Origin of the sequence: Psychrobacter pacificensis (assembly GCF_018336615.1) — a bacterium.
GTDB lineage: Bacteria > Pseudomonadota > Gammaproteobacteria > Pseudomonadales > Moraxellaceae > Psychrobacter > Psychrobacter pacificensis.
Map to the genome: position 1 here is coordinate 1,857,080 of NZ_CP048752.1, position 14,438 is coordinate 1,871,517.

Sequence of the window (14,438 nt, forward strand, 5' to 3'; positions counted from 1 at the left end):
ATCAAAATATTGGAGTGGCTAAGTGCTACCCTAAAACATAAATTAGCGGTTAAGGTTAAAACTACGTATTACTATGCGTTTCTAATAACTTTTTGAGCTCTGATAATCGACCGTGAAAAAAGTGACCAGCACCATCGACAACGCTTACTGCAATTCCTAAACGATCTGCAAATGCCTGCATATTTTCAGGCGCGATTACTTCATCCGCATTGCCATAAATCTCAAAGGTTTTATCAGCGGGTAAATTGATATCAGTACTGTCATTTTTTTCAACTGAGGGTGCGATAAGCGCGATTTTTGACACGTCAAAATCACCCAATCCCCATATATGCGCGGCTTCAAGTACTTGCTCAGCCACGCGGGCAGTGACATAACCACCAAAAGAAAAACCGCCCAGCCATAGCTTTCGGGCATTGGTTTGTTCAGCAATCCATTGTAGCACGGTCATTGCATCGACCACTTCACCTTCCGCATAATCATGCTCGCCTGTCGATTGGCCAACACCGCGAAAATTAAAGCGCACCACATGCATACCATTGTCACGGGCAAAGCGGTACATAGTCGTGACCACTTTATTGTTCATTGTCCCATCGAACAACGGATTGGGATGACACAGCAGCGCAACGGTATCTGTATTTGGGTCGTTAGGATTGTCATTTTGCCATAGTGCGTCGACCTCGAGCACACCAGCAGGAGCAGGAATCAATTGCATAGTATTACTTATTAATAAAAATGAATGGCTCAATTATCCTAGATATGATTTTTATTTCAAGTGATTTGCTGTGTACGGGTGCGACTTGTTTTATGTTAGGCCAAAGTTGATGCCCAGCAGCTGAGTATATGATTTATTTAAGCACGCTTTTTTTGTCATAAATTGGATAGGTAATACTGCTGTAATACCGCACACAATAAGCGTCTAGACAGGTAATATCTAGATGCGCTACATTCATGAAGCTTTGCCTATCGCTAAGACGTTCTGTTTATATACATTAGGAATTATTTATGAATACCTTTAACAAAACTGCCAGTTTAGGTGCAATATTGGCCAGTGCGCTCGTTTTAAGCGCTTGTCAAAGCACGCCATCATCACCAGTGATTCAACGTGCCAACTCTATTTATGAAACCACAGGAATCGCTGATACCAAAGTCAAAGCGCAGCAAAATGCAATTGATAGTGCGCAAAAAACCTGTCGAAGCAAACAAGTCATTATTGTTGATGACAATGTCAAATATAATGGTATCTTAAATGAACGTACTGGCCGTATGGTTGGGCAAGTGGGTTCCGTGGTCGGCTCAATCTTTGGCACGGGCACGCCAGATTTGTCACGCAATGATGATTATGAATACAAGATCAATTTTCGTTGCCAGTAACTCTCTATCAGCAACTCTCTAAATGAGCGACGCCATTTGCGTTTCTCTAGCATCACCTGACATACTGTGATTGATGGAATAGCCAACAAGCCGCGATATGGATGATATATCAATCAAAGCTTGTTGGCTTTGCTTTTTGTGCGCGCCCTTTTGGGTTAAACTATCCGCTATCGTATTCAGCATATCTTCATCAGTCTTTATATTTTCATTATCTTTGGTCTTATATCATGCGCAAACCTAACCTTTCAAATATCAAACAGGCCAAAGTACTCGCACCTGCCAAAGATTTGGCCACTCTAGAGGCCGAGCTCGCTGAGCAAGAAGACCATTTAGAGGATACGGTCCTACGCCTGAGTGATTACTTATCCGCGGTTGAAATGGTCATCAAACAGACCTTTGACCACCGGGTATGGGTCAAAGCTGAAATCCGTAATCTGTCGAGCAAGGGTGGTCACTATTATTTTGAATTGGCAGAAAAAGACGATGATGGCAAAGTGGTCGCCAGCTGCCGCGGCAACCTTTGGCGCTTTAAAGCGGCTCGTGTATTAGCCAAATTTGAGCGCGCAACGGGTATGCCGCTTGAGCGTGACTTGACCGTACTCCTTAAAGTATCGGCAGGATTCCATCCCCAGTACGGTTTTTCAATCACGATTGAGGATATCGATCCCAGCTATACCCTAGGCGACTTGGCACGGCAGTATGCAGAAATGGTTGATCGCTTAACAGGCGAAGGGCTATTACACCTCAATCAGCAGCTGCCTACCCCTTTTGATATCGAGCATGTGCTGGTCATCGCGCCTGAAAAGGCGGCTGGATTGGGTGACTTTCAAGCAGATGCGGATCGCTTAGCCAGTACAGGTGCTTGTCATTTCCACTACCATAATGCGACTTTTCAAGGCAATCATGCACCCGCTGAGATACGCCAAGCCATCGTTAGTGCTCAGCAGCAGTTTTATGAAATTTATCAGCGTTTGCCTGATTTATTGGTGATTATTCGCGGCGGCGGTGCGGTTGGTGATTTGGCTTATCTTAATGATTATGAGCTGGCAGCGTTGGTGGCTGAGCAGCCTGTGCCTGTCTGGGTGGGTATCGGTCATGAGCGTGACAAAGTCATCTTAGATGAAGTGGCGCACACCAGCTTTGATACGCCCTCAAAAGTGATTGCCGCTATCCATAGTCATTTAGCCCAGCTCGTCACTCAGACGCTACAATATCAAGCGCAAATCAAACAAGCCGCTCAGCGCCAACTCAATACGGCGGAACAACAAAGCACACGCCAGTTGAGCCAAATACAGTCGCAAACTATTGGGCAACTCACCGCTCTGCGAAAAGACAATGATTATGCGTGGCGCAGCATTCAACAAAGCGCACAGCGTCAAGTAAAGCAAGCCGCTAGACTGACGGCTGAGCGATATACACAAACGCAAACCTCGGCACGTCAACAACTGACGAAAGCCGCGACCAATAGCAAAACTCATCAAGAATCGATTATGCAAAACGTGCAGCAGCAAGTCATACAATCACAGCGTGATAGCGAACATCTACGTGATATTGTGCTATTACATCGCCCGTCTCGCGTGCTCAAACAAGGCTATGCCATGCTCACGGATGCCAAAAACAACCAAACGCTCACGACCAGCACCCAACTGTCTCCTGAGCAAACCGTCAATATCATTTTAAAAGATGGCAATGCAAAAGCGCAGATTATCGATGTCAATATCGACAAGAAAGCGACTGAAACCTCAGACATGCCCATTTAATCATATAATAATATCTAACAACTACTTATCTACTTACCTTTAACAATTAGGAAATTTTATGACCACCCCTACTCGCAGACGCAAAAAAGCCGCCCCAAAAACCTTTAAGGCGGCTTACGATATTTTAAAAACCAATGCGGCCGAATTACAGCAACAAGACGAGCCTGATATTGATAATCTGATGACCACGGTTGAAGAGTCTATTGCGGCTTATCGCGTTTGCGAAACCCGTATTAACGCGGTACAGCAAGCATTGGATGCGGCCTTCGCCGAAGAAAAATCTACTAGCAGCACGGACAGTTAGTTTATTCAGGCTCATCAACTTCAAAGACTTGGCGTAGATAGGCAAGATACGTGTCATTATTGATCATGGTCTTGCCTGGGCTATCAGACAGCTTGGCCACTGGCTGACCATTGCACTCTACTAATTTGAGCACGATATTAATCGGTGTGATGCCCATGTCATTGGTCAAATTGGTGCCAATGCCAAAGCTGGTTCTAATACGATCTTTGAAGTATTGATGCAGCTCCCAAGCCTTTTCTAAATCCAGCCCATCACTGAAAGTCAAAATCTTTGTCTTTGGATCTATTTTTAATTTTTCATAATGTGCCACTGCCTTATCACCCCAGATGTAAGGGTCGCCACTATCGTGACGCAGCCCATCAAAGAGCTTGGCAAAATACAAATCAAAGTCGCGCAAGAACGCATCCATACCAACCACGTCTGTCAATGCAATACCCAAATCACCGCGATATTCATGCACCCATGCTTCAAGCGCTGCCTTTTGTGAATCGCGCAGACGTACATCCAATGCCTGAAATGCCTGCATAAACTCATGTGCCATCGTGCCTATCGGCGTCATGCCAAGCTGCTTTGCCAGATATACATTAGAAGTACCGCCTACGATTTTTGGCGCAGCCTTGTATAGTGTCTCTACCACATGCGCCTGCCAGCGTTTGCTAAAGCGTCGACGCGTTCCAAAATCAGCGACGATAAACGGCGGCGTATTACGATCTTCTTTTTTCTGCTCTGCCGCATATTGATGCAGCAATGCCACTTTTTCATCAAGGCGGCGCTGTCCTTCTACAATCACACTATCGTCAGATAACGCATTAAAATAAAGCTCATTGACGATAGCCAGCACAAATACTTCAAAGAACATTGCCTGAATCATCGGCCCTTCGATGTCGATAGACAAACGACCTTTTTCATCGATACTGACGGTAATAAACCGGCGTTTTAACTTAAATAATTCTAGATAATCAACAAAGTCTGAGCGCATAAAGCGCAAACCACGTAGGTAGTCCAGCTCATCTGGCAAAAAGCGCAGTTCACACAGACTGTCTAGTTGCTGCTCTAGATCTTTTTTGATATTGGCGAGTGGATAAGCGGTGTCTTTATGATTGCGGCAGCGAAAACGGTAGACCCCATGCGTCTGCGGAAATTGATGCAACATGGCTTGCAACATCGTAAATTTGTACAAATCATTATCAAGCAGTGAGGTAATAATAGGTGAATAAGTAGCAGTCATGCTATGGCCTTAAAAGTGCAGAAATGAGAAACAAGTGTCACCGAATCAACCAAGCGACCTTATGTCTGAATAATAAATAACATCTGGATAATAGACGCCCATAAAGTATGCGTCATCCATAAACCATCCAGTATAACGAAGTTTGGTATTGATGTCAGAGTTCGCATGAGATTGCAGCAAAATTCGTACAACTAGCGAAAATGATCATCGAATATCTAACAGTACATGGTACAAAAAAGACGCTAAGAGTGAACTTAACGTCTTTTTTATTTATTCAAAGGTGGCAATAAAACGACTATGATTTCACCAGTTTTACCAATGGTGCATAGCCCGATTGCGGCATCACATCGACTGGGATGAACTGTAGCGCCCCGCCATTGATACAATAACGCAGCCCGCCACGGTCTTTTGGACCATCAGAAAATACATGACCTAAATGTGAATCTGCTACGCGCGAGCGCACCTCAGTACGTACCATATTGAATGCCGTATCTTGATGCTGAGTAATCACTTGCATATCAATAGGCTTGGTAAAGCTGGGCCAGCCGCACCCTGACTGGTATTTATCAGTCGACAAAAACAGCGGCTCACCGCTCACCACGTCGACATAAATCCCTGGTGCAAATAAATCGTCATATTCATGACTAAAAGCACGCTCCGTCCCAGCCTCTTGCGTGATATTGTATTGCGCTTTGGTCAAGGTATTCTTTAGCGCATCTTTGTCAAATTTAGCATAGCGCTTGGGATCTAACGTCTCAGCAATAGTCTCAACTGGCGCAAGCTTGGTGCGAGCTGCCCCTTCAGGCTTATCATCAGCAAGACTCAAATCAATATGACAATAGCCATTTGGATTTTTTGCCAGATAATCCTGATGATACATCTCAGCCAAATAAAAATTATCTAAGGGTTCATTTTCGACCACGACTTTTTGCTCATATTTGCTTTGTACACGCTTGAGCGCAGCATCAATCACCGCTTTGTCTTCTTTGTCAGTGTAATACACACCTGAGCGATACTGCACACCGCGATCATTGCCTTGCTTGTTCAGACTCGTTGGATCAACCACTCGGAAATAGTATTTTAAGATGGTATCGAGGTCTGTTTTGTCGGCATCATAGGTAACTTTTACGGTTTCTGCATGACCTGAGCCACGAATGACTTGCTCATAGCTTGGATTGGCTGTATCGCCATTGGCGTAACCTGATACGGCATCGATGACGCCATCAACGCGCTCCATATAAGCTTCAACACCCCAAAAACAGCCCCCTGCAAGGTAGATTGAGCGGGTGTTGATTGGTTTGCCGGTCTCATTGTAGTACACGCCATCTTTTTGCTTGATGGTTTCGATTTTATTGTTATCTGATGCTTGTGCATTGGCAGGTTTAGCGTTACCTGCTTTGAGCTCAGCGAAGCCATTATCTGCATTTTCGGCAAGTGCGTAGGCTTGCTCTACTGATATATTACCTTTTACCAAGTGTACTAGATTGCCATTTTTATCAAGGATAGCCCAGCTTGGATAAACTTGTACACCAAGCTTATTGATAAGTTCACCTGAAGGGTCAGTCAAGACAGGCAAGTTTGGGTGGTCCGCTTGTACGCCTGCATACCAAGTACTAAACTCACCATCCGCTTTTTCATTCAGGTGACCAGGACTGGCGACAGTCATGACATTCAGCCCTGAAAATTTAGGATCAGTGCGCCATGTCTCAGTCTCCTTTAACGTTCCCAAGCATAACGGGCACCAACTCGCCCAAAATTTTACCAAGGTTGGCTTATTAGGATCAATCACTGCCGCACCTGTGTCGCCTAAGCCGCTCGTTAGCTGCGGCAATGCTTGCATTTGTTTGAGCATGTCGGAAGGCAACATGTCACGAGAGCTTGTGACACCAGTATTTTGACTACCTGATTTGGTACTACTGCTTGCGCTGCTTTCTGCATTACTCATCTGGCCACAGGCGACTAATATGCCTGCACTTAGCACTGTTGTCATGCTAAAGGCGCTAACATTTTTTAGCCAGCTTGGTGAGCGAGGTTTCTTAATTTCTTCATGATTACTATTTTTTTGATTGTTTTTATATGACATGACATGTCCTTGTTACGAATGGTGCGAGTTTTGGCAACCATGAGCGATAAATAGCTCAAAATTCTATTATGAGGGAACTCAAGTTAAAGAGATAAGACTTTGAAAAATGGTGGAGAGACAGTGATTCTGATGGTTGAGACGCATTAGTTCATCTTAATAGTATACAACGCTACTGGAGCCTACTTTAATAGTAAGCTGTTGATAGCTACACTTATTTAACAGGATAGTAAGAGTGCTGATAGAGAAGTATCTGACACCCTCATCAATCCCAATTAAGCTTTGGCACGCATAAACTGCTCGACATAATCATCAGCAGGATTGTGTCTTAAGTCGCTTGGTGTTCCTGTCTGTACTAAGCGTCCGCCATTTAAAATACTGATGCGCTGACCAACTTTAATAGCCTCATCGATATCATGGGTGATAAAAACGATGGTTTTGTTCAGGCGCTCTTGTAGTTCTAATAATTGATCTTGCAACTGCGCGCGAATAAGCGGATCAAGCGCAGAGAATGCCTCATCCATCAATAAGATGGGATTGTCCGTTGCTAGCGCACGAGCCAGCCCAACTCGCTGCTGCATACCGCCAGATAACTCATCAGGGTAGCTGTGCTCTAGGTTGGTCAGCCCTACTTCATTGAGCCAATAACGCGCGATCTCATGACGCTCGCTCACACTCATTTTACGGACACGCAGACCATAAGCGACGTTTTGAATCACAGTCATGTGCGGAACTAAGCCGAAATGCTGAAAAACCATGCTGACCGTTTGCTGGCGGTAGTGCTGCAATTGTTTATCATTAAGTTCTAAAATATTGATAGCGTTAGATGAGCTTTCGTCTACTGGCGCAGTGTTTGCCTGAGTATTATCCTTGGCATGCGTTTTGGTATTGACCGTCGTGTTAACCCATATCTCCCCGCTGGTTGGATCAATCAATCGATTGAGATGACGTATCAAGGTCGACTTGCCAGAGCCTGACAACCCCATGATGCAATGTAGCTCGCCTGCCTTGATATTCAAGTTGATATCGTAGAGCCCCACCGAGTAGCCAGTTTGTTCTTTAACTGCAACGCTATCCATACCCTCAGCCAGTAACGCCATTGCAGACTGGGCTTGCGTGCTATTGGCATTATAGATTTTACTGATATTTTTTAGCTGGATATGATTCATCGTGACTCTCGCTATTTGCTTGATTTTTATGCTGGCTTTACTCATTGACTATTGGACAAGTTTCTACCCAATCGGACGCCTGCCTGCTTTGATCGTTTTTTGACGAGCACGCTTTCCTTGACCAAAGGCTTGAGTAATGCGGTCAATGATAATGGCAACGATAACGATCGCCATACCCGCTTGTAAGCCTTGCCCGATATTAAGCGTTTGGATAGATTGCAATACATCTTCACCAAGGCCTGGGGCACCAATCATCGACGCCAGCACCACCATCGCAAGTGACATCATGACCGCCTGATTAATACCTGCCATAATACTGGGCAGTGCTTGTGGCAGCTTGATCCAAATGAGTAGCTGCAAATGCGTACTACCAAAAGAGCGTCCTGCCTCGACCATTTCATGATTCACTTGGGTAACACCCAACGTTGTCAGGCGAATCAGTGGTGGCAGCGCGTAAATAACCGTTGCAAAAAGTGCAGGCACTTTACCAATACCAAACAGCATCAGTACCGGTATGAGATACACAAAGCTTGGCATCGTCTGCATCACATCGAGTACTGGCGTCACAATCTTGCGCAGCAGCTTGCTACCCGACATGGCAATACCGATAGGAATACCAATCACCACCGTGACCAATACTGACACGATGAGTAACGCTAAGGTATCAATCAGCGCGCCCCATAACCCAAAAGCACCAATCAAAAATAGCCCCGCGCCGCATGCCAACGCAAACCAAATCTTGCGTACACCAAACCACGCCAATACAGCCACTAAGGCGATAATCAGCCAAGGCGGAATAATCGTTAATAATCGCTCAATAGGTAAGAGCAAGTACGTAAGTGTCACCGTGCTAATAGTGCGAAATACGTCTCCGTAGTTTTGGACGACGCTTGATAAGGCATTGTTGAGCGGGGTCTCAAGTGACCATGATGGAAAACTGGATGATAATACCGACTGATCCATAGTAGAAGCAGTATCATCAATCGAGGTGGTACCGTCCAAACTGACACCTAGCTTAGTCGCAAGATTGGTAGCAGCTTCCTCAGACAACCAACCGCGCCAAACGTCTGGGTTATCACGCAAAAACACCAACGCCTGCTCATCGCCACTACGCTTACTCTCACTCATCTCCAAGATAGCGCCGTTCAGCTCATCAGGCGTAAACTGTATCTTTTTGAAGACCTCTGCCAGCTCAGGATTGGTGTCGATAAATGGGGTCGATGCTGCAATACCAAGAGGCGATACGGGAAAGCCTGATACGCAATCAGACGTGCCGTCAGCGAGTAATAGGTCTTGCCAGCAGGCATCTTTGTGATCTGGGAACTCTAAAGCAGCAAAGTCATACTTTGCCATTAGGCCCGTAGGCTGCCAGTAGTAAAACAATAGTGGCTTATGCTGCTCAAAAGCAGAGGCGATTTCAGCATCGAGCGCAGCGCCCGTACCGGGATGAGCATTATTAAAAATACTATCAAGCCCCGTATTTTTTAGAAGGCGCGTATTAAAAATCTCACAGGTCCATCCAGAAGGACAATTCATAAAGCGAGATTTGCTCGGATCTTCAGGATCTTTGAATAGATGAGCATATTTGGGCAAGTCTTGATAACGACGTAGCCCTGGGTTTTCTTCTAATACATATTTTGGGACATACCACCCTTGGGTTGCGCCGCCTTTGAGTGTATCGCCAATGACAGCCACTTTGTTCTGCTCGATGGCATCTTCCATGATTGGTGAGCGTCCAATCCACTGCTCACCGATGATCTGAATATCGTTTTGAGACAACGCGGTCTCAAGCGCAGGTCCTGCCCCTGGCACTTCTTCCACCGTACAACCGTAACCCTCTTCAGCAATATATTTAAGTACCCCAGAGGTAAACTGTCCGCTCTCCCACGTCAGTGCGCCAAACTTGATCGGTGACTCACAAGCTGCGGATGCTGATAAAGGCAGCAACAACGCGCTCATACACAGTAAGCTTAATGCAATCCATTGGCGCATACTTTGTCCTATTTATTGTTTTGTACTGGTATGAAAGAAGTATCAAAACCACAGAGCATCACGATGTCATATTGACTCACAACATCTATGAATCATTCACTGCTGTTTAGACTTACTACAAAGTGTAGCGACTTATAGGAGTAATAACAAATGCTTATTTGTCGATTACTGAGATGGTTAAACTTCATGCCATGAAGATATAACGCTATCATTGATAAATCTTTTCCCAATGCTAACCTTTGATTTTTTGGACAAAAAAATAGCACCTATTTGCATAGATGCTATAGATATAGGTATCGAATGAAGAGAGTTCAAAATCAATTTTTGAATAACTTCCATAGAGCAATTATTTCAAAAACAATGCCATCGCCTTTTTAAACAGTCCACCATAAGGCGGCAATAAAAAATTGAGACCATTTAGCTTGGTCTGTACAAAGATAGGTTTCATATGGCTCAAGCGCTCAAAGCCCGCTTTGCCATGGTATGCACCTGTACCAGAGTCACCGACCCCACCAAACGGCAAGTCATGCTGGGCGACATGCATGATCACTTCATTGATACATAGACCACCAGAGACGGTATGATTGCGCACATTTTCGATATAGCTGTGGTTGTCGCTAAAGACATACAGCGCTAATGGACGTGGACGCGCGTTGACGAAAGAAATCGCATCATCCAATGTCTCATAATGCACCAATGGCAAAATCGGAGCAAAAATCTCGTTTTGCATCAGATCGCTATCAGGATCAGGCTCACTCACGATCACGGGCGGCATCAAGCGCGTCTCTATATTGGCGTCAGTAGTTGTAAGGGCATAGACCTCTCCCGCTGTCAGCGTATCCAAGTAGCCTTTGACACGTTTAAACTGCTCACCATTGATAATGCGTGAATAGTCTGGATTGTTTTCGATATTGGGATAGTGCTTGGCCATCCACTCTTTTGCTAAATGGATAAACTGGTCATGATATTGACGCTGAATCAATACATAATCTGGGGCAATACACGTCTGACCTGCATTTAGTGTTTTACCCATCATGACACGGTTGACCACCGACTCTAGATTGGCATCATCCAATACAATTACTGGTGACTTACCGCCAAGCTCAAGCGTCACTGGTGTCAAGTTAGGCGCGGCGGCAGCCATCACCTTTTTGCCGACCGCAGTCGAACCCGTGTATAGCAAGTGGTCAAATGGTAACTCACTAAAGGCAGCAGCAATATCAACCTCGCCCAGTACCACACAGATCATATCTGGCGAAAAATAACGAGAAATGGCATCAGCAAATGTCTGAGCAAACTGCGGCGCAGCTTCGCTCATTTTGACCATGATTCGGTTGCCCGCGGTGATTGCATCAATCATCGGACCAATTGCCAAAAATAAAGGATAATTCCAAGGCACCATGATACCGATTACCCCCAATGGCTGCGGCTGAATCTCGTTGTGAGCGGGCATATATAGAGGTGAAATAGGCGCACGATACGTTTTCATCCATTTTTTGCCGTGCTTTTTGGCATGACTAATACCGGTGAAGCTCGGGAACAGCTCGGCAAACTGAGTCTCTGATTGGCTACGATAGCCAAAGTCTGCGCTGATTGCTTTTGCAAAGCTTTCTTGATTGTCGCTCAGCATCACTTCTAAATTATCTAGCTGAGTCTCACGAGTGCCCCAGTCATTGATCGGCCGCGTACGGCTCAATGTTTGCAGGCGTGAGAATTGAGATTTCATCTCATCGATGGTTTTTGCGGTACTCAACGCTTCAGGCATACGCTGCAGCGCAAAACCTGCATCGGTTGGTGCCTGCTCATGGGCGTGTTGGTTGCTATCTGTCATTTATCTTCCTTGTCGTGCTCATATGATGTCACATGGTCACTATGTTTATTGAATTATGGTGTTACTTTGTTAGTCAGACGCGCGCATCCGTTATATGCCCTGACCGTACATTTTATTCGGTTTTGCTTATCAAACTTTAATGTAGCGCATTGACTGCGCAATGAACAGCTTCTTTGGTTGACTAGTGCGTCTGTACTAGTGTTGTCTACCTATCAGCTAACTCAATGATATATAAATATTTTTATGGATCCTTCATGACTTTTCACCCTTAGTATTTAACTGTCTTTTAGACTGCGTGATAGCATATAATCTTTGAGCGATACCTGCCAAAACTGCTACACTAGCCATCGGCATCCTCCGCCTTTACACTGGACAATCATAAGACAGACACGCTCATGCAAAACGACACACAACCGCTCAATGACATGCTGATCAGTAAATCTCTGTCAGCAGCCGATTATGTTCCCACTCTCGATGCCATGCTGTCACGTACTCTCGAACGTATCGATCTAAAAAAACAGCAAGGACTGCGCACGCCTGATGAGTTATGGATCGTTGATCACAACGATGTTTATACGCTTGGACAAGCAGGCAAAGAAGAACACATATTGCAGCGCACCGACACGCCTATCATCAAGACCGACCGCGGTGGTCAGGTAACTTGGCATGGTCACGGACAGCTGGTACTTTACTGGTTGTTTGACTTAAACAGTTTGGGCTGGAGTGTACGCCATCTGGTCTCCCACGCTGAGCAGGCGATAGAGGATGTGGTAAATGATTGTCTGCGTCACTCAGCATCTGCTAGCAGTGAGCATATCAGCGCCCATGCTCGCCGTGATGCACCTGGCGTTTATATGTATTCTGACCCCACTGTAGCGGATGACAGTAGCAATGCTAATAGCAACTCGCTAGATGACCCATCTCCTGATAATAAGATTATGCTTGGAAAAATAGCGTCGTTGGGTTTCAAGATTAAGCATGGCTTTAGCTATCATGGTATCGCAATTAACTTAGACTGTGATTTGTCAGCATTTAATGCTATCAATCCTTGCGGTTATGCGGGGATGCAGATGTTGCGCTTGTCTGATTTTGTGGCCATGCAGATAGATTCAGAGCAAAAAGAGTCAGAAACACAAACGACTCAACAAATCAGCGACGCATTAAACTACAAGATAGTTACTCAAAAACTTATCGATAATATCGCCAAGCGTCATGCTGGACTGATTGAATTACGAGCAATAGCGCCAAAGTGAGTTTTGAGTCCATTTTTGCATAATCTTTTTTTGCATAATATCTTGCACGCTTAGACTTAAGCATTAAGAGAAAATTTAGACCAAACTTGTTATAATCGCACCCAGTACAAATCGGGTGCGGCAAAGATTTTGCAGTATCCCCAGCTAAATCAATCATTCAAACCTCTAAAACAAAAGCAAATTGGAGTATTTCATGGCAGATTTTAATAAAATTTTGGACGCAGGCGACGTAGACGGCGGTATCATCAACGTAGTAGTAGAGATCCCAGCTGGTAGCAGCCATAAAATTGAGTGGAATCGCGAATTGGCCGTATTTGAGCTTGATCGTATTGATCCACAGATTTTTGCTAAGCCATGTAACTATGGTTTCATCCCGCAAACGCTTGACGAAGATGGTGATGAGCTAGATGCATTGATTTTGACTGAACAGCCACTACCGACTGGTGTTTTCCTAAAAGCAAAAGTCATCGGTGTCATGAAGTTTGTTGATGATGGCGAAGTCGATGACAAGATCGTTGTCGTACCTGCTGATGACCGTGACACAGGTAATACTTACAACAGCCTAGAAGACCTACCAAAGCAGTTAATCAACCAACTAGAGTTCCATTTCAGCCACTATAAAGACCTGAAAAAAGCGGGCACTACTGTGGTTGAATCTTGGGGTGATGTTGCGCAAGCGAAAGAGGTCATCAAAGAATCTATCCAACGCTGGAAAGACCTATAATTTATTAAAATTGGCGTAAATGCTAATCATAGATAAATACCAAAATACCGCGATCGCAATGTGATCGCGGTATTTTTTTGCTTGAATACTCTGTGTGTAACTTGAATACTCTATATGTAAAATGGTTATAATAAACGCGATTACTCATTCACACGCATACGCCGTAATAAGGACAGCCATGTTTAACCCCGACCCTAGCAAAAAGCCGGTCAATACCAAGTTGCCAAAAGACGTCATCATGATGGTCGAAAAAAACAACTTGGTAATGGCCATAAAAACCTTGGCGGCCGACGAAAACATCAGTATGGATGAAGCCAAAACCAGAATTGATGCCTACGAGACTGCACTCAAAGTAAAACAACAGCAAAAGCTCAATACCATCGCCAGCAAACAAGGCATCCCCAATCAAGCCATTAGCTTTGATAGAGAGCAAGAGGTCGAAGATGAGCCTGGTCCATTGGTAAAAAATCGTGTCAAATCTACTCAGCCAGGGCAAGGGTTTAAAAGCTTACAAGCGGGTGTCGACAGTCAACTCAATGACTTGGGCTATAAAAAACCTTTACTCCCTTATTGGCTAAAACGATTACTCGTCATCGCTGTCTTGATGATAGGTATATTTTGGATATTGTGGCGAGTGTTTGGTTGAATAAAGTACTAAATCGCGATACTTTTTATAGAACCGTTTATCGCTGATACTGTAGCCTGCGAGTATTATTACTCACAGGC

The 14,438-nt window shown here is 44.7% G+C and carries 12 protein-coding genes; 6 read left to right on the top strand and 6 right to left on the bottom strand.

Features of this window, described 5'->3' with window-relative positions; translation table 11 throughout:
• Positions 1–61 precede the first annotated feature (61 nt).
• On the bottom strand, positions 62–712 hold the full coding sequence (locus tag GYK50_RS07855; protein WP_071001378.1) for an alpha/beta hydrolase: 651 nt from the start codon (positions 710–712) through the stop codon (positions 62–64).
• A 290-nt stretch (positions 713–1,002) separates the two neighbouring features.
• On the opposite strand from GYK50_RS07855, the gene GYK50_RS07860 reads away from it, so the two are divergent.
• The 3 genes from GYK50_RS07860 to xseB all read left to right on the top strand — a co-directional run bounded on the left by GYK50_RS07860 (position 1,003) and on the right by xseB (position 3,435).
• Positions 1,003–1,371 (top strand): hypothetical protein, encoded by a 369-nt coding sequence (locus tag GYK50_RS07860; RefSeq protein ID WP_071001377.1) that lies wholly within the window; start codon positions 1,003–1,005, stop codon positions 1,369–1,371.
• Positions 1,372–1,598: 227 nt separating this feature from the next.
• Positions 1,599–3,131, top strand: coding sequence for an exodeoxyribonuclease VII large subunit (gene xseA, locus GYK50_RS07865; RefSeq protein WP_071003576.1), 1,533 nt, complete (start codon positions 1,599–1,601; stop codon positions 3,129–3,131).
• A gap of 58 nt (positions 3,132–3,189) precedes the next feature.
• A complete protein-coding gene (gene xseB, locus GYK50_RS07870) occupies positions 3,190–3,435 on the top strand; it encodes an exodeoxyribonuclease VII small subunit (protein WP_071001376.1) in 246 nt (81 codons plus the stop codon).
• A gap of 1 nt (position 3,436) precedes the next feature.
• Here xseB and pncB read toward each other — a convergent pair whose 3' ends face one another.
• From pncB to GYK50_RS07895, 5 genes are all read right to left on the bottom strand, one after another.
• Positions 3,437–4,663, bottom strand: coding sequence for a nicotinate phosphoribosyltransferase (pncB, locus tag GYK50_RS07875; RefSeq protein WP_071001375.1), 1,227 nt, complete (start codon positions 4,661–4,663; stop codon positions 3,437–3,439).
• A gap of 295 nt (positions 4,664–4,958) precedes the next feature.
• Positions 4,959–6,704 (bottom strand): bifunctional peptide-methionine (S)-S-oxide reductase MsrA/peptide-methionine (R)-S-oxide reductase MsrB, encoded by a 1,746-nt coding sequence (msrAB, locus tag GYK50_RS07880; protein WP_379542890.1) that lies wholly within the window; start codon positions 6,702–6,704, stop codon positions 4,959–4,961.
• A gap of 314 nt (positions 6,705–7,018) precedes the next feature.
• Positions 7,019–7,912 (bottom strand): ATP-binding cassette domain-containing protein, encoded by an 894-nt coding sequence (locus tag GYK50_RS07885; protein WP_071001373.1) that lies wholly within the window; start codon positions 7,910–7,912, stop codon positions 7,019–7,021.
• Between the two features lie 63 nt (positions 7,913–7,975).
• Positions 7,976–9,904 (bottom strand): glycine betaine ABC transporter substrate-binding protein, encoded by a 1,929-nt coding sequence (locus GYK50_RS07890; RefSeq protein WP_212563643.1) that lies wholly within the window; start codon positions 9,902–9,904, stop codon positions 7,976–7,978.
• 346 nt (positions 9,905–10,250) lie between these two features.
• Complete coding sequence (locus GYK50_RS07895; protein ID WP_212563644.1) at positions 10,251–11,735, bottom strand: coniferyl aldehyde dehydrogenase; 1,485 nt, start codon at positions 11,733–11,735, stop codon at positions 10,251–10,253.
• A gap of 479 nt (positions 11,736–12,214) precedes the next feature.
• On the opposite strand from GYK50_RS07895, the gene lipB reads away from it, so the two are divergent.
• The 3 genes from lipB to GYK50_RS07910 all read left to right on the top strand — a co-directional run bounded on the left by lipB (position 12,215) and on the right by GYK50_RS07910 (position 14,358).
• A complete protein-coding gene (gene lipB, locus GYK50_RS07900) occupies positions 12,215–12,988 on the top strand; it encodes a lipoyl(octanoyl) transferase LipB (protein WP_420070489.1) in 774 nt (257 codons plus the stop codon).
• Positions 12,989–13,181: 193 nt separating this feature from the next.
• Positions 13,182–13,712, top strand: coding sequence for an inorganic diphosphatase (locus GYK50_RS07905; protein ID WP_212563646.1), 531 nt, complete (start codon positions 13,182–13,184; stop codon positions 13,710–13,712).
• A gap of 178 nt (positions 13,713–13,890) precedes the next feature.
• On the top strand, positions 13,891–14,358 hold the full coding sequence (locus tag GYK50_RS07910; protein WP_212563648.1) for a hypothetical protein: 468 nt from the start codon (positions 13,891–13,893) through the stop codon (positions 14,356–14,358).
• Positions 14,359–14,438: the final 80 nt, after the last annotated feature.